The 23,173-nt window shown below is 45.2% G+C and carries 8 protein-coding genes; 3 read left to right on the top strand and 5 right to left on the bottom strand.

Annotated features, from left to right (window positions below; genetic code table 11):
- Nucleotides 1-12: 12 nt before the first annotated feature.
- Nucleotides 13-2,778 (bottom strand): FAD-binding and (Fe-S)-binding domain-containing protein, encoded by a 2,766-nt coding sequence (locus tag RIG68_RS06670; RefSeq protein ID WP_350120190.1) that lies wholly within the window; start codon nt 2,776-2,778, stop codon nt 13-15.
- A gap of 275 nt (nt 2,779-3,053) precedes the next feature.
- Here RIG68_RS06670 and RIG68_RS06675 point away from each other — a divergent pair, with 275 nt between their 5' ends.
- From RIG68_RS06675 to RIG68_RS06685, 3 genes are all read left to right on the top strand, one after another.
- Entirely contained in the window at nt 3,054-4,853 is a 1,800-nt protein-coding gene (locus RIG68_RS06675; protein ID WP_350120193.1) for an acyl-CoA dehydrogenase FadE, read from the top strand.
- Nucleotides 4,854-5,056: 203 nt separating this feature from the next.
- Nucleotides 5,057-6,487, top strand: a complete 1,431-nt coding sequence (locus tag RIG68_RS06680; protein ID WP_151999898.1) for a TonB-dependent receptor — start codon at nt 5,057-5,059, stop codon at nt 6,485-6,487.
- 235 nt (nt 6,488-6,722) lie between these two features.
- Nucleotides 6,723-9,779: a CHAT domain-containing protein gene (locus RIG68_RS06685; protein WP_350120196.1), complete on the top strand. Its 3,057-nt coding sequence runs from the start codon at nt 6,723-6,725 to the stop codon at nt 9,777-9,779.
- Between the two features lie 303 nt (nt 9,780-10,082).
- Here RIG68_RS06685 and RIG68_RS06690 read toward each other — a convergent pair whose 3' ends face one another.
- Genes RIG68_RS06690 through RIG68_RS06705 form a run of 4 tightly spaced genes read right to left on the bottom strand, consistent with a single transcriptional unit; the run spans nt 10,083 to nt 22,750 of the window.
- The gene (locus RIG68_RS06690) at nt 10,083-14,342 is read right to left on the bottom strand and encodes a LysM peptidoglycan-binding domain-containing protein (protein ID WP_350120199.1); all 4,260 of its coding nucleotides are present in this window, start codon (nt 14,340-14,342) and stop codon (nt 10,083-10,085) included.
- A 2-nt stretch (nt 14,343-14,344) separates the two neighbouring features.
- Nucleotides 14,345-15,394, bottom strand: a complete 1,050-nt coding sequence (locus RIG68_RS06695) for a PorP/SprF family type IX secretion system membrane protein (RefSeq protein WP_193217911.1) — start codon at nt 15,392-15,394, stop codon at nt 14,345-14,347.
- 5 nt (nt 15,395-15,399) lie between these two features.
- Nucleotides 15,400-16,740 carry a T9SS type B sorting domain-containing protein gene (locus tag RIG68_RS06700; protein ID WP_350120202.1) on the bottom strand — a complete coding sequence of 447 codons (1,341 nt, stop codon included), beginning with the start codon at nt 16,738-16,740 and terminating at the stop codon, nt 15,400-15,402.
- A complete protein-coding gene (locus RIG68_RS06705) occupies nt 16,733-22,750 on the bottom strand; it encodes a tail fiber domain-containing protein (RefSeq protein ID WP_350120205.1) in 6,018 nt (2,005 codons plus the stop codon). The genes RIG68_RS06700 and RIG68_RS06705 overlap by 8 nt, the downstream gene beginning before the upstream one ends.
- Between the last annotated feature and the right edge of the window lie 423 nt (nt 22,751-23,173).

The following is a 23,173-nucleotide window of genomic DNA, read 5'->3' on the forward strand; positions in this document are numbered from 1 at the left end:
AAGATATATTTTTCAGTTACTTACGTCATCTAAAAGTTTCATAACCGATTCGTAATTTTTTCCTACGGCCTCAGACAGTGCTATTTCACAAGTCTTAGAGGTAGAATAATATCCGTCGTACGTCACTTGCTTTACTTCAGTCGACTCTTTCTTTGTCGCCGCCTTCGTCAAGTCAGGGTAGTAAAACCCACGATCGCCAGCCATGCCACAGCAACCCGCAAACTCCGGCACCTTCACCTCTCTAGCACAGGCTTTACCAATTCGTTTCAACTGATCGAGAGAGCCCATTTTTTGAACAGAGCAAACCGGATGAAACGCAATTTTGTCTTTCTGTGCAGAAATGGTCAAATGCGGCAACACAACCTCGGCAGCAAAGTCAATAACATCATGAATGATCAGCTTGTCAAACCGAACCTTGTTAACGTCCGTAAGATAAGACCTGCTGGACTTTACGGTTTGGGTGCAGCTCGTTACGTCCATCACCACCGCAATTTCGCCTTCCTGCGAGCTTTGCCAAAGTCGTTCAATAGCCTGGTTGGCAGTGAACTTGTAGGCCTCTGCAAAGCCTTTGGACGAGAAGACTTGCCCGCAACATGTCCCTTTCAACTGGTCGGGCAATACAATATTGATATTGGCTTTTTTGCACACAGACAAAAAAGCCCTCACTCCGTCGCCATCCATCATCCTCGAAATGCAACTTGAGAAGTAAACCACAGACTGGCCCTCGCTACGTGCACTGCGCCCCGCCACAAAAAGCTCCTTTATAGCCGATTTTTGAAAATGATTGGACCAGAGCGGCATACCTGGAATGATCCGTTTCATTCCCGAAGTCAGCTTTGGCATAAACTGCTGACCGAGCAACTTGTTTAGTAGAAACCCTTTCCAAAGTGCCAGCCTGGTACCGCTTTCAAGCCATTTGAAGTTTCTGGCAACACCAAGAGCTACTTTATTCTCAAATGAAGAATGGTTTTCCCTTCTCAATCGCTTAATGAGGTCACCTGTATTGATATCGACCGGGCAGTTTGTAGCGCACATCCCGTCGACCGCACAGGTTTCTATGCCATCAAATGCATAGTCTTTCAACAGCGCATCTTTCGTAGCATGATCCCCGGCCATTTCTGCCCGCTTGATGGCCCTTCTAATGCCAATTCGCCTCCGGGGAGTTAAAGTATAGTCACGACTGGGACAGCTATTTTCACAGAATCCGCACTCAATGCACTTGTCGACCTCTTCTTCCACTATGGGCATCACTTTGAGGTTGTGCACGTGACATTTCTTGTCTTCGGTTATCACAATACCGGGGTTGAGCAGGTTATGCGGATCAATCAGCTGCTTTAGCCGCTTCATTACCTGGTAGGCTTCAGGCCCCCATTCGGTCTCCACAAAAGCAGACACAGCCCTCCCTGAACTATGTTCTCCTTTCAACGAGCCGTCGTACTTATTGAGCACCAGGTCAAAAAGGTCATCATTGAACTTCTCATACAAAGCGATGGCTTCAGGAGTAGCATAGCTTTGCGACACCACAAAGTGGAGGTTGCCATCTTTCGCATGACCGAAGATGATCCCATTCTCATACTTATGTTTTACAAACAGCCGCTGCACATCAACTACCGCCTCCCCCAAGCGTTCCACTGGAAAAGTAAAATCTTCCATCAATGCTGATGTGCCTTTCGCTCGCATGCCAGCCACTGAGGGATACATTCCCTTTCTGATTTTCCAGTAAAGTGCCTGCTCAGACGGGTTTTGCGTAAAGCTTGGCTCAAACAGCATCGGAAGCTTCGCCAAAGTCGGCTTCGCTAATTCGTATTTAGTGTCCAGCCGCTCCTGTGTGCTTTCCTGGTACTCGCACAAAATGGCCGATGCCTGCTCAGGCAATGTTTTAATAAAATCAGGAACACCTGGCATGTCTTCCACCGACCTGAGCGATGCCCTGTCCATAAACTCCAAAGCCTCGGCTCCTGTGTCCCTTAGCGCCGCAATTGTGTTGCAAGCCTCGGCAGGACTGTCAAAATAGAGCATGCCCGTCATTTTGAAGGGAAAATCAGGGATTGTGTTCAAGACAGCCTCCGCAATGAATGCCAGCGTCCCCTCCCCCCCGATGATCACATGTGCCAATATATCGAGCGGATGCTCGTAGTCGAGAAAGGCATTCATGCAATAGCCGACGGTGTTCTTCTGCTTGTATTTTTTCCGAATCCGGGCAACCAAAATATCATTTTGCTCCACCTCGTGCTTCAGTGCGAGCAAGCCATTCCCTATTTCTTCGCAGTCCTTCAAAAATCGATCGTAGTCTTCCCTCATTTCGGTGGAAAAAACCTTTCCATTGGGGAGCACAAAGGTGATGTGTTTCAGCGTGTGATAAGAATTGTTCACTACGCCGCAGCACATGCCGCTGGAGTTGTTGGACAGGATGCCACCCATCATGGCGGCATTGATCGACGCTGGATCTGGCCCTATCTTTCTACCAAACTTCTTCAGGTGAATATTTACATGGGCACCGATGGCTCCTGGCTCCACCCTAACGGTTTCTCCATTATTTTCCGGTGTCACCTTTCGCCAATAGTTACTCAGGTCGGCCAATATGCCATCAGAAACAGCTTGCCCCGACAAACTGGTGCCTCCCGCCCGGAATGTAATTGGAAGGTTCAGCTCCTGAGAAACGGCGAAAAGCTTTTGAATTTCCTCAACTGTGATGGGCTGCACCACAGCTTTGGGAACCAGGTAAAAATGACTGGCGTCGTTTGCATAGGCGTAGCGGTCAATCAGGCGTGTTTTCACACGTGGCCGGGGTATTATTTTTAAAAGGGCGTCTTCAAGCATATCTCAAAATCTTGAGCACGAGTTCACGTGCTCATTAACGCTCCATATTAACTGATTTCAGGCAAAAAATCTCAGCTAAACTGATAATCGGTCGACAATGATATGTGCGGTGGATACATTGAAATTTTTCACACTAATTTATTATGCATGCATACTATTTTTCCTTACATTTGAAATAGTATGCATGCATACTATTTATCCGAATTACAAAACTTTAAAATTCTTCATTAGCCATGGAAACTACAGTTGCCAAAGATGCCATCAAGGGAGGTGAATTTCTGATCAGAGAAACTGAAGCCGACGAGATATTTATTCCTGAGGAGTTTTCGGAAGAGCAAAAAATGATGGCGGAAGCCACCAGAGATTTTATTGAGAAGGAAATCAAGCCGAACGTAGACAGGATGGACAGCCTTGAGGAAGGCTTTATGCCAGGAGTGCTCGAAAAAGCAGGTGAGCTGGGTTTATTGGGCATATCCATTCCTGAGCAATATGGCGGCCTTGGCATGAGCTTCAACACAAGTATGCTAATTGCAGATATTGTCAGCTCGGCCGGTTCATTTTCTACCGCATATGGTGCACATACTGGGATTGCAACACTCCCCATCTTGTACTATGGCAATGAAGATCAAAAAAATAAGTATATCCCAAAGCTCGCCAGCGGGGAATGGAAAGGAGCCTACTGCCTCACTGAGCCAGATGCGGGCTCCGATGCAAATTCTGGTAAAACAAAAGCCGTTCTTTCATCCGATGGCAAGCACTACCTGATCACCGGGCAGAAAATGTGGATTTCTAATGGTGGGTTCGCCGACTTTTTTATTGTATTTGCCAAAATTGATGATGACAAGAACCTTACCGCATTTCTTGTAGAGCGTACGTTCGGTGGCATCACTATGAATGAAGAAGAAAAGAAACTTGGCATCAAAGGATCGTCCACCCGCCAAATCTTCTTCAACGACTGTCCGGTCCCTGTCGAAAACATGCTTTCTGATAGAGAGAATGGATTCAAGATAGCCGTGAACATCCTCAATATTGGGCGAATCAAGCTAGCCGCCGGCGTTATTGGCGGCTGCAAAGACGTGGCCACCATGAGTACACAATACGCCAACGACCGCAAGCAGTTCGGTGTTTCCATTTCTTCCTTTGGCGCTATTCAGCATAAGCTGGCCGAGATGGCAGTTAAAACCTATGCGACAGAATCGGCCTGCTACAGAGCTGGGCAGAATATCGACGACAAAATCACCGATTTGATAGCTAACGGCATGCCCGAAAATGAGGCCAAGCTGAAAGGTGTAGAGCAGTTTGCTATCGAGTGCGCCATTCTTAAAGTGCATGGCTCTGAAGTATTGGATTTTGTGGTTGACGAGGGTGTTCAGGTGTATGGCGGCATGGGTTTCTCTGAAGAAGCACCAATGGCCAGGGCCTACAGAGATGCCCGAATTACCCGGATTTACGAAGGCACCAACGAAATCAACAGAATGCTTCTCGTAGGGATGGTATTGAAACGAGCCATGAAAGGCGAGCTTGATATACTGCAACCGGCTATGGCGGTGGCCAAGGAGCTGACTTCAGTCCCCTCTTTTGCATCACCAGACCTTACCAAGCCATTTGCAGAAGAAAAGGAAGTATTGAAGAACCTAAAAAAGGCCATACTAATGGTAGCTGGTAAGGCCGCTCAGACTTTTGGGCCTAAGCTGAATGACGAGCAGGAAATACTGATGTGCATCGCAGACATGATGATTGAGGTGTATGTGGCTGAGTCGACGTTGCTGAGAACTGAGAAGTTGGTATCAAAAACCGGAGAAAGTGCCAACGCTCTTCAGGCAAAACTTGCCCGTGTATATTTGGCTGAGGCAGTGGAAAAGGTAAATCGTGCGGGAAAAGAGGCAATTGCCGGTTTTGTGAAAGGCGACGAACAGAAAGTAATGCTCATGGGGCTGAAGCGATTCACCAAAATGGGCCCTGTTAACACCATTCTGTTGAGACGTGAGATAGCCAATGTAATGATCGAGAAATCAGGATATCCCTTAGCATAGTAAGGTAGGTGGTTCCCAGTTTAAAAATCCGCCCCAACAAGGCGGATTTTTTTTGCGTTATAGTCAAAAAGCAACAGGCTTTTGTGAGCTTTTTTGTGAATTAGAAATCAAAACAGTGCTTTGATTGTTTACATTAAAAACACCCCTCAAAGATTCAGTTTTAATAATAATACGACTAATTTTGTTCAAACAGGACTAAGTGTATGGATGCATCCTTTCGAAAGCTCACTACCAAGGAAAAAGCACTAAAAATAAATCTTGACGAGAAAATCTATGGCACCTTTGCTGAAATAGGTGCCGGTCAGGAAACCGCAGCTCATTTTTTCAAAGCAGGGGGAGCTTCGGGCAGTATTGCCAAAACCATGTCTGCCTATGACATGACCTTCAGTGATGCCATCTACGGTCCTTGCGACAGGTACGTATGCCAGCCTCGCCTGCATCAAATGCTTGATAAAGAGTATAACCTGCTTACAAAACGGTTAAGCTACAGGGCCAAGCGAACTACCTTCTTTGCTTTTGCTAATACCGTTGAAACGCTCAATTTTAAGAGAACCAATAAGGGGCATGGCTGGATAGGCATCCGGTTTCAGCTCCACCCCAATACACAGCCCAACGACTGTATCATCCACCTTGTGCTAAACGACACTGATGCGTTGTGGCAGCAGCAAGCATTGGGTATAGTTGGCGTTAACTTGCTTTACGCCTGCTATCACTACATGGATCCAGAAGAATTTATCATTTCTCTGATCGACAACCTGAGTGAGGGTCGAATAGAAATTGACATGTTCCGCCTGGAAGGCCCCGACTTCCACCATGTGGACAATCGCCTGATGAGCCTGAAGCTTGTTAAAAACGGATTGACACAAATGGCCATGTTTGGTGCCAACAGAGATGTGCTGCAGCCGTCGGAAGCACTGTACAAAAAGAACGTTCTCGTTCTTCGTGGAAGGTTCAGACCAGTGACGCTGGTCAATGTTGATATGATGATTGCTGGTTTGAGACAGTTCAAAAAAGAAGCCGACGTTGACCCAAAGAAGCTTATAGTGCTTTCGGAACTTACTCTCAACGACTTAACCAAGGATGGTAAGATCGATGAAAATGATTTCCTCGACAGGGTTGATATCCTTTGTTCGCTTGGGCAGAACGTGATTATTTCAAATTATCAGGAGTACTACAAACTGGCTACCTATTTTGCTCAGTATACAAGAGGCAAGAAAATCGGCATCATCCTTGGCTTCAACAACTTGCTCAGGATTTTTGACGAAAAGTACTACTCAGACCTCAATGGTGGAATTCTACAGGCTTTCGGTGAGCTATTTGGCATTAATATCAAGCTATTCGTTTACCCCTACATCAAAGATTTTGAATCCAAGGAATTGATGACTTGTGCCAATTTTAAACCAGCCGGGCACCTCAGACACCTTTACGATTACCTTCTGGAAAACAAAAAAATAGAAGACTTATCGAAAGTAAATGAGAAAAATTTGAGCATCATTTCGGACAAAGTCCTGACGATGATACAAAATGGAGAAGATGGTTGGGAGCAATTTGTTCCCCACAAGGTGGCTGCTGCTATCAAGAAAAATCTCCTTTTTGACTACCCTTCACCAGTTGCTATGGAAGAAGATGACTAACGTTTTTATTGCTTTGTTTGGAGTTCAGGAGCCTGTGGTTGTCAATAGTTTCGAGAAAGTTAGCTTTGAGCGAAACTCTCTTTAAGAAAAATGAATAACTTTAATGTTGAGTCATTTTTTCAAATCTCTTTCACCTTTTGCTAGGTGACATATGCTGATTTAAACGCTTTGTAGAGTCAACCTAACCTATTGTAGACAAAGTAGTATTTTAGACTTCTACCTAAACCAATATGTGATGCAATTCAGATTAAGTAGCGCACTGTTTTTTGTAATATCCCTGTACCTGTCTGTCTCTTCAACCCTCTCAGCGCAAAGCTGGGAATCGCTTCTTGACAGTAGTGACTATTATTATGATACTGATCAGAAAAGGGCCCTTATGTATCTGCAAGATGCCTATAGCGCACTCAGTGCGGAAAATGCAGGTAAGCCCAATGGTCAGGAGGCAGTATTACTCAATAACCTGGGAATGCTGTATTGGGATGTCGACGACCTGGGAAACAGCAAGAAGTACCTTCTGAAATCAGTAGAGACCTGGCGCAATATTGGACAAACCAGCAACGAAGACTATGCAAACGCCCTTACCAACGCAGCCAATGTTAGTAAGATATTGGGGGATTTCGGGGCAGCAGAGCGCTTTTATAAAGAGTTGCAAGAGGTAATCGGCAAAACTAAAGGAGATCGCAGTACCGACTATATTAAATCGATGCAGGAGCTGGGAAGTTTCTACGAACATATTGGCGAGTTGGAAATGGCCGCTGTGAATTTTGAGCGTGCACATACGCTTATCGAAGGCCATCATTCGACAGTAATGGTTCTAATGGCAAACTCCTATAGCGACTTGGGAAGAATTTACATTAAGCTTGGGCAACCAGACAAGGCGTTTTCGTTTATTCAGCACAGCGACGAGCTGTATGAAGCTAACTCACTCACACACAAGCTGGAATACCTTGAAAACCTGGAACACCTGGGCATAGTGTATGAGTATCTGGGAAAATACGGCGAGTCCGAAAGAGTGCTTCTGAAAACCCTCGACTTAAAAAGGAAAAGAGAAGGGATTGACCAGGGTCTTATTTTGGAAACCTTAAATGATTTGGGAATTCTCTATATCGACCTGGGGAACTATGAAAAAGCGGGCGTGCACCTACAAGAGGCTTTTGTTCTCAGTAAAAAAATATTTGGTCCCCGACATCCCAACTATGCCACGGCTGCCAATAACCTTGCAAGTTATTACAACGACAGAGGCGACTTAGACAAGGCTTTCGAGCTCTTCAAGGAGTCCGCTGATATATATAAAGCCAACTATGGAGAATACTACCCTAAGTACGCTACTTCACTTAACAACATGGCTGGAATTCGCCGCACACAAAAAAAATATGATGAGGCGAAAAAATACTATGAAGACGCCCTAAGGATAGACAAAGTAGTTTTGGGGGAGAGCCATCCCGACTATGCTACCTTGATCAACAATATGGCCGTTCTCTACTCGAACACAGGCGATCATCAAAGAGCTGAGGCACTTTATCTTCAGGCACTAAACCTAAGAAAAGTGAGCTTGGGCGAAAACCACCCTTCCTATGCCAGATCCCTGGAGAATCTTGGTCTTTATTATATCACACATGATCAACCCAAAAAATCAGGAGAGTTCTTCAAGGAGGCTATCAAAATACAGGTGGGTCAGGTAGGAAAGATATTTCCTGCCCTTAGCGAAATTGAAAGGGAAGTTTTTTACAACACGGTTCGGGAGGACGTAGAGCGTTTCAATACAATAGCCCTCAAGCTCATGAAAGAAACCCCGGCGATACTGGGAGACCTATACGACAACCAACTGGCAACAAAGGCGATTATATTCTATGCCTCAGACAAAGTGAGAAAGAATGTGCTCGCCAGCGGTGACGAACAGCTAATACAGGACTATATTCTCTGGAAGACGCTCAAAGCCCGTCTGGCAAAGTTTTACCAGGTAGGTACAGCCAAACTGAAGGAAATGAATATCAACATCGATGAGCTTGAGGTCAATATTAATAACCTGGAAAAAAAACTTGCCTACGAATCCTCCTATTTTAAATCCGGGGAAGATAAGGTTTATAGCTGGGTCGACATCAGAAGAAACCTTAAAGAAGGCGAGGCGGCCGTGGAAATTGTCAGATTCCGGGAATTCAAAAGCCTCTATGGTGATGACGACAACCTCATCTACGGTTTCTCGGATCATATACAGTATGCGGCCCTTATTATAAAGCCCGACTCATACACGAATCCAGAGTTGGTATTGCTCGATAATGGTAATCAACTCGAAAAACAGTACTACTCGGCCTTTTTTAACTCTTTGAAATTTGGCGTGACAGACAACGAGACGTATGTGCAATTTTGGGCCAAAATACAGGAACACTTGGGTGGCATAAAAAAAATCTATTTCTCTCCTGACGGGGTCTACAATAAGTTTAACCCTGAAACATTATATATTCCTGATCAAAAGAAGTACCTGACCGACTTACTTGACGTAAATTTTGTCACCAGTACAAAAGACGTTGTAGAATTTAGCAGAACCGAAAAAAACAACGAAAGAACGGCCATTCTCGTCGGCAACCCTGACTACGGCCATATACCCAGCGAACTGGCAACGAATGCCAAAACAGCCTTTATCAACATGTTTCAGCCCCTGCCAGGCACGATGGTTGAAATACACACTATTGACGACATGTTGCGGGATGCGGGATGGAATTCAAAAATAAGCACTGATAAATTGGCCAGGGAAGAAAAACTAAAGAGTTTGGTAAGCCCTAAAATTTTGCACATATCTACTCATGGGTATTTCCTTGAAAACCCTCCGTTCATTTCCCAGAATGTTAACACAACCGCCAACAACCCGCTATTCAAGTCGGGGCTTGTGCTGGCAGATGCCAACAATTTCTTTGTAGACTATGTAACAGGAAAGGATGCAGACCTGGAATCGGAAGATGGTATTTTAACCGCATACGAGGCAATGAACCTCACGTTGGACAATACTGACCTTGTCGTATTATCCGCTTGTGAAACTGGCTTGGGAGAAGTGATGAATGGCGAGGGCGTTTATGGTCTTCAGAGGGCTTTTAAGGTAGCCGGGGCCAGGAACCTGATCCTAAGTTTAAACAAGGTAGACGATCAGGTCACAAAAGACCTGATGATTTCCTTTTACAAGTACTACCTGAGTTCTGGAAACATTCGAGACTCATTCCGAAAGGCACAACTGAACGTTAGGGAGAAATATGAAAGCCCCTATTTCTGGGGATCATTTATCCTGATTGGGAAAGGGTAATTCCAGATTCAAAATTGATGCTCGGGTATTAAAGGCAGCCTACTAGCCTGAAATAGCCACCCGTATTTTACTGGCTCAAAAGGGCTACCCGAAAACAAATTGAGCGGCGTACAAGCAAATCCAAAACCCCGAAAAAGTCTCCATCAGACTTTTTCGGGGTTTTATCTGTTAGACTCCTAGGCTACCTTTATTGATCAGGAAATTACCGCCGTTCAAAAGGAGCCATTCAGAGCCTCAGCAATATGTCGTCAGACCCCTGCACTCAAGCTAAAGCAAAACATCAAACCGGCTGAAGCCATACCTTTAATAAGAAACGTAAATATCAATTACGTCTCCCGGGTTCAATTGATATCCGTTCAGGTTGTTCAATTCAAGCAACAGCTCTTCAGGAAGGTTGAACTTCTCGGCTATGGAGATGATAGACTCTCCCTTTTTCACTTTGTACTGTTTGTAATTCACAGCATGGTCATTTAACTCAACCAAGAGACTTAGGCTCGGTTTGATGCTGTTTTTGCCTTCTATTCTAATAGGTGTATATGGCTTAACTACCCTCGATTGCAAGCCATTCATAGCTTGTATCCTATCTGCCGGCAGGTTGAATGCCCTGGCGATAGCATCAATAGTAGCCCCGGGACGGGCAACATAAATCTTAGCCAGTTCAGTTTGCAAAGGTTTTGTAGAGTATACCTCAAGTTCCACCCGTCTGTTAAAAGCACGTCCATACGCCGTGAGATTACTGGCAACAGGGTCACCTTCTCCGTTGTAGTAAACGGTCAAGGCCGTCTCATCCACTCCATGACTGACAAGGTATTTATAAACAGCATCGCCTCGCAAATCCGACAGTCTGTGATTATAGTCATGCTCGCCCTGGCTGTCAGCATGCGCATGAATTTCGATCTCAATTTCAGGATTCATCCTGTATAGTTCGATCAACTTATTCAACGTCACAATTCCCTCATCCCGAATATTGGTGGCATCAGAGTCGAAATAAATGCCTTCATAATTCAGCACTATGTATCCATCTTTGTACCCACGCACTTGCAAGTCTTTAATGAAAAAGTTGTCCGGCTTTATCGCAGAAACAGTCTGGTTGTTTGAGAGAATCTTATAGGCTTTGTTGCCGTCTAAGTAGTCAAATACAAACTCGCCATTTTGGTTCGTATAACCCACCTTGATTGTTTCGCCGGAGCTATTTGCCAATACAACCGGGTAGTTAGCAAGAGCTTTACCGGTTCTAATATCTACCAAACGCCCCTGAATCTTGATATTCTTAAACTCTTCTGTTTGGTATTGATCGACACTCGCCATGACCATACCTGATTCAACATACTTGTTTTCTAGATCAATCTGATCGCCAAAAATGTAGTTCGATCTTGCCCTGACATCGATCAGAGTCCCAACCAAGCTCTTCTCCTCTGCACTCAAGCCATTGTTAACCCCCCTGTCTTTTGTCAACAAGTCCATCTGGTTTCTACCCTGAGAATAGCTAAAAGCCTCAGTTAAAATCAAGTGGTTGAAAGTCTTTCTGATTTCAGGGTTGTAATTTTTGTATTTGATAAAATCATCCTTAATCGCACCCATTTCAGCCGTAGAGAGCTGATCTTCTGTCATAAACTTTGCCATTCTTCTGGCCATCCGCCTTTCCTCTGAGTCAAACTCAGCGAACCTTTGTTTGTCCTCTTCAAACATCTCCGGTTGGCCCGCATAGTCGTTGTTGATCAGTGAAACAGCTACAATCCTGTCAATTGCCTGCCTTTTACTCGGAGGCAGGCTCTCATAAAGCGCTCTTTGATCAGAGCTCATGCTTGTAGCCGCCCGACTTGAAGCCACCTTCGATAGTGTGTTTCCAGACTCGGGCTCACCCGTCCCCTCTCGTCGGTCGATGATGAGTTGACCACCCTGGTTTGAAGCAAGGTTAGTGCCGGTGGTCGAAGCTGGAGAGTTTTGCGTAGCAACATTTGCACTGCTGTTATTGGAGTTGCCCTGAGCCAGTGCCTGGTTTTCACTTGATTTAGAGGAACCAGCCGCACTACCAAACGAAGATGCAACCATTGGCCTATTGGACTGACTTGCGATAAGTTGCGAGGGCTCAGATGCATTTTCATCGAGTGCCAACAGAGGTCTGCTGGCTAGTTTATCGTAGCTGTCGACGCCGGACACCATTCTTGCAAACCTCAACTTCTCCTCCTCGCTAAGGGAACTATAAGCATTTCTATTGGCACCAGTTAATAAATTACCAACCTCTCCTACAATGACATTTCCGTTTGTTTTGGTATTCAAACTGGTAAGCAACAGCGTCTGTTTTGCTGTAGCATGATTAAAAATATACTCATCTGAGAAAGACAAATTCCGAAGTCTTCTCACAAGAATTTTGTCAATAAGCGCTTTTTGTCCGGCCGGTTTCTTATTGTAAAATTCCAGGTCTGCCGGAGTAATGTTCTTATCGAAGTCCGAAGGCTTCGCAGCCAAAAACGCAGTCACCAGCCTGTCAATAGACTGCTGCTCTTCAGTAGGCAAATTCTGGTAAAATACTTTATCATCTTCACTCAAAGAGAAATCGCTCTCAAGTGCCAGATTCTTTAGTTGATTTACTATGGAAGCCTCGGCCCTCTCCATAGACTGCTCGTCCTGCTTTTTTAGAAAAACATTTGTATTGACGCCCAGCGAGAGATTTTCAATTGACTTTTTCTGAAGCAGGTAACTGCGTGCCAACGTTTTTACCTGAGTTTGGTCGGTGGCAGGCAAAGACTGGAAATACTCATCTTGAACCTCCTTGTTTCGGTACTCAGTTACCTTCAGTGTGATGTATTGATCTATTTTCTCTTTCGCATCTTTCGAAAGCTGCTCATAGTACGCCTTTTCTTCACTACTTAGCGATACATTCAGACCTAAGCCATCTTCCTCCAGGTAAGACGACACCATCCTGTTGATTGAATACTTATCTCCGGTAGACAGCTGCTGGTAATAAAACTCATCTTCAGTTCTAACCGCCCTAAGGTCTCTTTCCGACATTTTCCTTACTCTGGAGTTGACAATCCTCTCAATCTTCTCTTTGTCTGACTCAGATAAGTTATCATAAAATGCCTGTTGCTCGGCGGTAAGCATCGCTTGCGTATTGAACATACGTGCAGCAAGAAAATGAGAGATCACTTCCTCCACCTTCTCTATGTCATTGGTGTCGAAATTGTAGTCATCCGAGAAAACGGAGCTACGGCCTGCCACCACGTCTTCCTCAAGAATTTCAGCTATAATTTCCTGGTCGGTCTCAATATGGAAGGTGTAAATATCTTGTCCTCCCACTCCACCGTCTCTGCCCGATGTAAGATAACCACTTTGCTGTCCCAATATAAAAAACCAGTCATCCCGATTTGAGTTATATGGAAAGCCCATATTATAAATCTCCGAATTCTCGAAGTTGTTGCCATTGGTCATGAATATATCAAACCCTCCAAAACCTCTATGTCCATTGGAGGAGAAGAAAAGAACGCCCTCCTTCTGATCAAAAAAGGGGGTGGCTTCGTCCATACTAGTGTTGATAGCAGATCCAAGATTGATAGCAGGCCCCCAATTATCATTGCCAGCATCTACACTGTACCAAATATCTGTCTGACCAAACCCACCAGGTCGGTCGGAAACAAAAAATAGCGTATCATTCCCCGGTGACAATGATGGATGCCTTGAGGTAGTGTTTTTTGCATTTATATTGGCATTCAGAGGCTTTGGTTCACTCCATTTGCCATCGATAAGCTCCGATTTAGATATCTGAGAAGGTGTTGACGAACCAGCTGGCGGATTGTAGGTAAAGTAGACTTTCGTATTGTCTTTGTTAAAAATACCGGACCCCTCCCCATTTTTAGTGTTCAGGTTGGAAAACTTGTCTTTATTTCCAATTTCTGTCCACGCATCTCCGGAATGCTCAAACCGAAAAAGGTCAGCCGTTGACTGCCCCATTCTCGCATCAAACACGGATCCTGTTGATGATTTTCTTGACGAGGACATCATAAGAGAAGAATCCCCTTTAAATATAAAAGGAGCATAATCGTCGTATTGCGTGTTGACCGGAGTAGGCAGCACTTTGAATTCGGCATGCCGAACCGGGTTGGCTAACTCATTAAGCGCCAGAAGACAGCCTTCCTTTTCAACAAGCGCCTGTAGCCTGAGTGCCTTAAATGCCGCCATTCTATCAGGGTTGGTATTATACCACTTAAGGTATTCCTGAAAATTCTCCATCGCCTCCTGATACTTGCCGTTGAGCTTTTGCATCAAGGCGAAATAATACCGGCTTGTCGGATAGTTGGCTTCCGAAAGATTAATCATCTTCTCGTATTGAAGCTCAGCCTCCTGATACTTAAAAGTGTTTCTATAACACTCAGCTAACTGAAAGGTCGCCAGCTGGTTGTTCGGTTCTTCCGCAAGTGCCTGGAGGTAATACTGTGCTGCCTCAGCATAATGTCCGTTCCTGAATTGATCATCTGCGTATTCATTTAGTTGAACAGCTCCCTGACCAAAGGCATTAGCTACTAAAACTAAACAGGTTACAAATGCTAAAGATAATTTCCTCATGACTAAAATAATGGATTGGACGAGCTACCACCCTTTTTGTCCTTACCTAAAGTGTAAGTTAATGAAATTTCAAATGAAGGCACAAGTGAATCATTTGGTTCCGTAAAAAGGTATACTTTATTGAGATCGTAACTAAAAGCCATCTGTAGGTTATTATTTTGAAAGCCGGCTGTGAAAATGAAAGAATCCCTCAATCGATACCAAGCTCCAAAGGTAAGGTAGAGGTTATTTGCTTTAAGGGAGCGGTTATCGCTAAAGCTGTAGCTAACATAGCTTCCCATATTAAACTGATAGCGATTATCAGTGGAATAGTAAAAAATTCCATTGGGAGACCACCTCAACTTATGGGAAATGCTAAATTCCATGCCTCCATGATAAGCCATGAAAATTGGCTTACGAGCTACCTCACCTCCCATAAAAGAGGTATTTGGGCGATTTAAGTTCTTGAAAGAGAACCCTGAGAAAGCGCTATACTTGTAAAGCCTGTATGTTCGGGCGGGGTTAAAGTAGTAGGTCAACCCTGCATTGAACACCGGGTAATGCACGATATCATTGAACTGTGCAGACGGATCTGCCGCATTCGGGTCAAAACCAGAAATCAGGTATGGTGTATACTGCGATCCCCACTGTAGATTACCGAAATTAATGCTTTCGTTAAAGTACCCCCCCTGGAGCCCGAAGATCACGTAATCCGGACTAAAGTCGCCCAACCTAAGGTTGTAGGCAGTGGAAACCATAAAACCATTGTTCTTGAAAAAATTATCCCCAATGCTCTCACTGAAAGCTGTCACTCCAATGCCCCCAAACTGTCGTGCATTAAACCCACTTGAAACGAAGGGATAGAGTATCGAAAACTGCGAAAGTTCGTTGGAAATTCCAGAAGTCTGAAATTGTCTTTTGTGATTAAGAGACACCTGCAAATCTGGCGGAATTCCTGCAAACGACGGGTTTAAAAACAAAGATGATGTATAGTACTGCGAAAATTGGCTGTTCTGTCCAGAAACGCTAAAAGTGAAGCAAGCCAGCATAAGAAAGCATATATATTTCAGCATACTCGTCATCTTATCAGCATTACCTGCCCGGTTTTTGACACTTTTCTTCCATTAAAAAACTCAAACTTTGCGGAGTAAAAGTAATACCCACCTGACGCCGGTTTCCCGCTCTTAAGCAAGCCATTCCACCCGTTGGTTTGCGCATCCGACAAATCGTTGGTCTCATACAAAACATCGCCAAAGCGATCATAGATTTTGAAGGAAAACCCATCGGGAATCACCTTCTCACTGTAGAACTTTAAGACCTGATCTTCCTCATTAACTGACAAAGGAGAGAAAGCGGTTGGGATATAGGACACACCGTCGGCAGGTACCTTAGGAGAAAGAGCGACAGCCAGGTATCTTTTTGTGAAACTTTTTTCTCCAGTAAGCAGACCTGAGGAAAACAAGTCGGGATCTTCGACAGAGTCATCTGTTGTGAACAAGTTTGTAAATGGCTCGTCAAGTGACTCCGCCTCCGCCAGCGCCGGCGTGGCGCTATCAAAGGCAATGTCATTTCGGTTCTGACTGCTCTCCAGGTCAGCGCCCACGTAGTCGACCGTCACCCTGCTGCTATCAAATCTACCAAGCACAGTTTCAATATCCCAGTAGTAGTCCTCGGCAACGCCTACCAAAAGCCGATCAGGAAAAGGTGCTTGAGAAAAAGCGCCAACTTCCACACCTATGAGCGGGTTTTGACCAAAAACGTTCTCCAGGTAGACAGGTAAATAGAGTTCGTCATTTCCCACTGGAAAGAACTTATACCCAAGCCCCCGGTGATAAAGTTTTCCCTCCGAGTAAGAGTTGTCGCTGCCGCCCAGCACCTCTGCCCCGTCTTCAATGATCAAATAGCTACCAGGGTTAGCGTCCACATAACCATTAACAAAGTTGATCATTCCGACCACACGCACAGTGTCTCCAGTAAATAGCGTTTTGCCGGTTGAGTTCACCACAATACTGTGCACATCGGTGGGCGTACTTGAGAATGTTTGGTCAGAAGTACCGTCCAGTTCAATCTCGCCATCAATACCGTTATAGATTCCTGTGTTGTTCCAATCGCCAGAAACTCTGATGAGGCCCACATTTTCCAGATTGCCCGTATTGTTGATGAGGCCGTTGGAGTCCAATATTGGGGGAGTCGACGCATTGTTGCTAATATTCAACCTGCTTTCGTTGTTGACAGTGCCATCCACAACCAACAAGCCTTCATCGTAAACCTGGCCTTTGTTGGTTAAGTCACCGCCAATCATTACCGTTGCCGAGCTTCCTACTTTCAACTGCACACCCGATGGGGCATAAAGCCCCTGAGCTGCCACTGAAGCAGCGGCAAGTAAACTGAGCGATATGGTAGCAAGTACCTTATTCATTGGTTTTGGTCGCTGACTTAATACCCATTTGCTCTTTAATAAGGTCGATGTCACTCTTCATGGAAGAGTTTTCCATTTGCAATTGAGCCATGAGCTTCATCTGCATTTCGGAAAGCTTCATTTGTTTATCAAGCGCTGCTTTCATCTCTTCTTTGGTCGTTTTCTCATTACTCAGGTCGGCCATCAGTTTTTCGATCAGTTTTTGCTGTTCTTTGATGGCTTCGATGAGGACGGGGATGAGTTCGGTGTAGTTCACAGACTTATACCCTCTGCTATCCTCCTTTACCATATGAGGAAAGAGTTTCTCTATTTCCTGAGCGATGACGCCAAAGTGAACTTCGGTATCTGCGTCGGCTTTGTAGTTGTAAGAAAGGCCCTCAGAAGCCAGGATTTTATCCAGCGGGCTGTCAAGGGGTTTGATATTTTCTTTGAGGCGGATGTCGGAGGAGGAAAACGCCCCCGCTGCGCTTATAGTAAATGAATTGGTCAGACCATCACCGGTATAGGTATCTTCAGCCCCCGCAAGGGCCGTAATTGTTAATCCATTGAAAGTCGGTGAATCACCCGTTCCAAGGCCCAAATTCGTCCTGGCTGTTGCAGCATCACTTGCCCCCGTGCCGCCATCGACTATGGCAAGATCTGTAATCCCGGTAATAGAGCCGCCGCTTATCGATACACTATTGGCGTCCTGTGACGACATGGAGCCCAATCCAATATTGCTGATGATTGTCGCATTGTCTGCAGAACCAAGCAATGTCTGTACATCTCCAGAGGGACTGATGCCAGCATAGGTAGATAAGTCCGTATCAAAGGCCTGAACATCGGTTCCAATAACTAATCCCAAGTTTGTCCTGGCGGTCGGTGCATCGCTGGCACCGGTTCCGCCATCGGCTAAGGCAAGATCTGTAATCCCGGTAATGGAGCCGCCACTTATCGATACACTATTGGCATCCTGAGAAGCAATCGTGCCTACATTGACATCCAGTAATACCGTACCACTCGCATCCGGAAAACTGATCGTACGATCCGCCGTCGGGTCTACCAAACTGATCGTCGTCTCATTCGCATCATCTGTCGCTCCCTCTAGTATAAGAGGACTGCCGCCCTGGATCTCACCATTCAATAATATGTCCCCGGTAGCATCGGCACTCAGATTGATAATACCACTGTTTAATGTAGTTACAGGGGCATCTACTGTCAGATTACCTCCGTTGATATTGGTCGCCGCAGTAATATCTACTGCATCACCTGCTGCATCACCTATATTGATCGCAGCACCCGTTACATTCGTCGTCGCACTGTTGAAATCTGACTGGGGTGAACTTACTGTCAGGTTACCGCCTGTGATTGTCGTCGCTCCTGTGATGTCAACTAAGTCCCCTGCTGCATTACCTATGTTAATATCATCGTTGTTGATATTGGTAGCAGTAGCGCCATCGGCTATCGTTACATCGCCTCCATTCAAATTTGTAATACCCGTGATATCAACTACATCATCTGATTCATCACCTATGTTGATATTCTGAGACTGAACATTGAAGTCCTGCGCCTCTACTGCATTCACTATCTGACCTGCCCCGTCTGTACTCAAGGCTATATCATTGGCCAGCGTTGCCCCTCCTGACAATACAACCGTACCACTCGCATCTGGAAAATTAATCGTGCGGGCAGAAGTTGGATTAGTAATTGCAAAGCTTGTATAAACGTCATTATTAGCCGACCCTTCAAAATTAAGTGGTGTCGCTCCCAGTATTTCCCCTGTCACAGTCACACCATCTGTGGCTGCATTTCCCAGTGTGACATTGCCATTTAGTGTCGTGTTTCCATCAATATCTGCACCCTGAGTTACGTTCAAGCCCCCGATGACATCAGTCAGCACGCCGTTGGCTCCGATATTCACTCCACCGGCACCTTGCAGCGTCAATGCCCCTGCGGAAGTAGATAAATTCGACGCACCGGTTGCGTCCAGGCTAAAAGTTGAGCCATCCATCGTCAGACTTCCGTTCAAATCAGTGGCATTAGCTACCTGAAGGCCGAGGGTGTTATTTAACTGAACTTGATTAGCACCAGCTACAACGAAGTTACCAGAGGTCACATCTATGTCATCACCCTGAACGGCGTTGTCTTGAATTGTTGTCGCACCAGCACCATTCAGATTAATGTCACCAGTCAATGGTAGCGAAGCAGCTGAAGTTCCGTTACCTATAATTAAGCTACCGGCATTATTTACACTCAGTTGAGTAGATATACCAGAAGAATTACCAATAAAAATACTCCCATAAGCGAGGTTATTAGTAGCAAATTCACCAATGGGTTTTGTGGTAATACTTCCTCCCGAGCTAGTAATAAGTACTTGATTAGATCCTGGTGCGAACCAAACGGGAAAATTCGAAGAGTTGTTAATTAACAATGAATTTTCAAACCCTGCCGTGCCTGACAACTTATCAAAGGTAATCGTCCTGCTGGCTATCTTAGGGTTAGTTATTCCGAGATCCTTCACTTGCAACATATCGGTGAACAATTCGATCGTCACATCATCAGGATTGGCATCAATCTTCTCTCCATTACCCACCAGGCCATTCCCAGCCAAATCCCCAATCACCGTTGAAAGGTTAACATAACCAGGCTCTCCGGTAGTTTGGTCTGCAACTATCAATTGAGTGTTACCGGGTGTGCCGTTTTGCAGCTTGGCGACTGTCACCTGATTATCTCCAATGTCTATTGTTTGGATGGTGCCATCCGCAATGTCGTCAGTTTGTACTTCGCCATCCAGTATTTTACCAGTAGTAATAGCATTGTCAGCTATTTCAGCAGTCCCAACAGCATTATCAGCCATCTCAGCGTTGGTAATTGCATTGTCCGCCATCTGAGCATTTGTCACAGCATTGTCGGCAAGTTGGGTAGTAGTAATGCCAGCATCCTTTACTTCCAAACTAGTGCCATTATATCCAATAGTACTATTATCGTACTGCACGTCCAGTTTACCCGAACTTTCTGCGAGTGCCTCCCCTGCTATTCCTGAAAGGTCTACACTAACAACATCCAAAGCAATCGCAATGCCATTACCCGCATTTATATCCAGGGCTCCTGATGCATTTTGAACAAGTCCATCACCTGCCACATCATCATTTAGCTTGGTCGCAGTTACATTATCGTCCAAAATTTTAGCAGTAGTGACGTTTCCATTGAGAATTTTAGCTGTGGTAACAGCATCGTCATCAATCTTAGCGGTGGTCACCGCATCATCAGCTAGCTGATCCTCGGCGATCCCTGCATCAGGCACATAAAGCTCATCACTACCGTTGAGCCCTACCGTTGTCCCATCGTATAGCACATCAAGCACCCCGGAATTTTCTGTGAGCGCTTCACCTGCTATACCAGAAAGATCCACCTGAACAGCGTCCAAAACTATTTCTATACCGTTGCCAGGGTTGATATCAAGCGCCCCTGAAACATTCTGTAGTAACCCGTTACCGGCGACATCTTCATTTATTTTATCCTTGTCGACTGCGTCATTGTCAAGTTTTGCTGTTGTCACATTGCCATCAGCAATCTTACCGGTAGTCACATTGTCATCGGCAATGTCAGCAGTTTGCACGTGACCGTCTCTTATTTTGTCTGTAGTAACTGAGTTGTCAACCAACTTTATTTCAGTAATGATATTATCACCAAGGTCGCCTGTTTGAATCGTGCCATCAAGTATTTTACCTGTCGACACTGAACCGGCAGCCAACTTATCCTCCGTAACTGCCAAATCTTTTATTCTTGACGTGGTAATACCATCGACCTTAACTTCCAGATTATTTGCATTCAATCCAATACTCACATCGTCGTACTGAACATCAAGCTCACCCGTGCCCGTATTTTCAGCAAGTGCCTCGCCAGCAATGTCACCCAGATCAACTTCTATGTCATCTGCGTTTACTTTGATTCCGTTGCCTTGCCCAATGTCTAATGCACCACTCCCATTCTGAACCAAACCTTGCCCGGCAACAAGCGCATCCAATTTTGCTGGGGTAACTGCGTCATCAGCAAGTTTGCTGGTCACTATCGCACTATTGGCGATCTTGGCGGTCGTGACATTTACATCAGCAATATCCAATGTCTGCACCTGGCCGTCTGCAATTTTGCCAGTGGTGATGGCATTATCATTAATCTTGGGGGTGGTTACGCCCAAATTCACTATGTCAACTGCCTGAATGGTGCCATCAGCTATTTTGTCGGAGGTGACAGCACTGGCACCTAATTTCGGGTTGGCCACAGCACCATCCGCAAGCTCTGGGGTATTCACCGCACCGGCGAGAATTTCGGCACTACCAACTGCATCTGTCGCTATTTCTGTAGCAGTCACCTTGTCTGGCTGTATTTTGGAGTCAATTCGGTCTGTACCAGAGTTGTATGTCATTGAAAGATCCCCCACCACTGTCGTTCCCTCAAAACCCGATGATGTACCAATCAAAAATTCGTCATCGTTGGGCACAATCGCCAGCTGTAACTTTTTATCAGGATCGAATGAGAGTCCACTCCCTACTTTCACCCTTAGCGTTCCATCGGTAAATTGTTCAAGGCCATCACCTGCTACATCAGCATTAATTTTATCTTTAGTTACTGCGTCGTTGGCTATGTCCGCCGTGGTAATGGTAAGATCCAAAATCTCATCGGTACTAACGGCTCCGGTCGCTATGTCGGCTGCACTCACGCTGCCATCAGCAATTTTATCGGAAGTAACAGCATCAGTGGCAAGCTTTGCATTACTAATTCCCCCACTCGCTACCTGCACAATATCCGAGGCAATTTCCAGCGACGTACCGTCTACTTTAATATCTACTGCCCCAGTTCCTGTGTTTGCACCCAGGCCCTGGCCAGCCAACTGAGCAATGTCCGCTTCCAGATCATCGCCATTGATGGTTAATCCGTTACCTGCATTTACATCCAGGGCACCAGTGGTACCATTGGGGCTTAGGCCCGCTCCAGCCACATCAGCATTGATTTTGGTAGCGGTTACACCGTCGTCAACAATTTTTACTGTTGTAACATTCTGATCAGCTATATCGGCGGTCTGTACCGCTCCATCCAAAATTTCATTACTTGTGACGGCACCCGTAGCAATTTCGTTGGCCGTTACGGCATCTGCCGCCAGCTGCAAATCAGCACCTGTAGCTGTGTAGGTAAGAGTGGCATCACCGATAACGGGTTGGGCCGAGGCTGTACCCGTGTCGTTACCTATAAAAACATTGCTTGTAGCTAATGTAGAGCTCGCAAAATTGCTTAGCGGTATCCAGGTTGGGGCGCCTGCTGCATCCGTCCCCAATACAGAGGAGACCGTCCCTTCGGCATCAATCTTATTAATAGTAATAGTATTGTCAGCCAGGTCAATATTAATAATGCTCCCATCAACTATATTGTCTGACACAATAGATATGGCCACATTAGCCACGCTCGTGATAATGCCACGGTCGTTCACCGTCACTTGCGACACGGTTGTCTCATTGCCAAATGTGCCTGCCGTAGCTCCGCTTACCGCCAATTTATCAGAGGTAACAGCACCATTTTCAATTTTATCAGTCGTTACAGCACCGGGCGCTATCTTCTCACCTATAACGCTGAAAGGCGCAAGCTTGTCAAAAGTTACAATGGAAGGCTTCAAGACAGGGTTGGGAAATGTTCCAGTCAAATCTCCTCCAGCCACAGCCCCTTCAAACACACCTAATCCTTTGCGCCAGGCTCCATTGGCCCAGTAGTAGAAACTGTTTTCATCACCGTCGTACACAATCAGTCCATTGTTTGTCGTTCCGCTAGCAAGTATCGGAATCATAGACTGCCTCTGACTGGTGGAAACTTGCGGAACAAGGAATCCCTGGTTACTATTTGGGGAAACCAGATGCAAAACAGCGTTACTGTTGGGAGTAAGAGTGTTAACACCCACTGAGAACTCCTGAGCCCTGGCACCAAAAAAAGGAATAAGGCAAACTATTATTGCCAGTTTGATTTTTGCCAAATTTATCTTCATGACCGGCTAAGGTTAGAAATGGTCCAATTCATATTTTGATCAGATGAAAAAAACACTGATTTATAATTACACTATTTTTGTCAAAAAGTCATAACTATTGACGATACAAATAGCAAAGAACCTGAGCTATTACAAAAAGTTTCGTCGAAGATAAGAGGTGTTTGAACTAAAAGATTGTTGAACGACTAGCTAAACACCACTGACCTCAGATCAAGTTATGATCCTAATAATCCAGGAATAGCTGATGAAAATTCGGGGTTACCTAAAGAAAAACTAAAGTTGGCTATTATTCTATTTTATAGTTTTTGTGGGATTGGTCAACATCAAATTATTCATACAACTTAACCTATAAAATCTCTCAGTAGCGGTGCAACAACCTGTAAAAATACAATTGAGGCATAAACATAGGAATTATATAATTAA

The sequence above is a fragment of the Imperialibacter sp. genome, from assembly GCF_040222385.1.
Classification (GTDB): domain Bacteria; phylum Bacteroidota; class Bacteroidia; order Cytophagales; family Cyclobacteriaceae; genus Imperialibacter.

Coding starts and splice junctions, on each gene's coding strand:
- RIG68_RS06695 (WP_193217911.1), bottom strand. CDS start 15,394: ATGCTGAAATATATATGCTTTCTTATGCTGGCTTGCTTCACTTTTAGC.
- RIG68_RS06680 (WP_151999898.1), top strand. CDS start 5,057: ATGGATGCATCCTTTCGAAAGCTCACTACCAAGGAAAAAGCACTAAAA.
- RIG68_RS06700 (WP_350120202.1), bottom strand. CDS start 16,740: ATGAATAAGGTACTTGCTACCATATCGCTCAGTTTACTTGCCGCTGCT.
- RIG68_RS06690 (WP_350120199.1), bottom strand. CDS start 14,342: ATGAGGAAATTATCTTTAGCATTTGTAACCTGTTTAGTTTTAGTAGCT.
- RIG68_RS06705 (WP_350120205.1), bottom strand. CDS start 22,750: ATGAAGATAAATTTGGCAAAAATCAAACTGGCAATAATAGTTTGCCTT.
- RIG68_RS06685 (WP_350120196.1), top strand. CDS start 6,723: ATGCAATTCAGATTAAGTAGCGCACTGTTTTTTGTAATATCCCTGTAC.
- RIG68_RS06675 (WP_350120193.1), top strand. CDS start 3,054: ATGGAAACTACAGTTGCCAAAGATGCCATCAAGGGAGGTGAATTTCTG.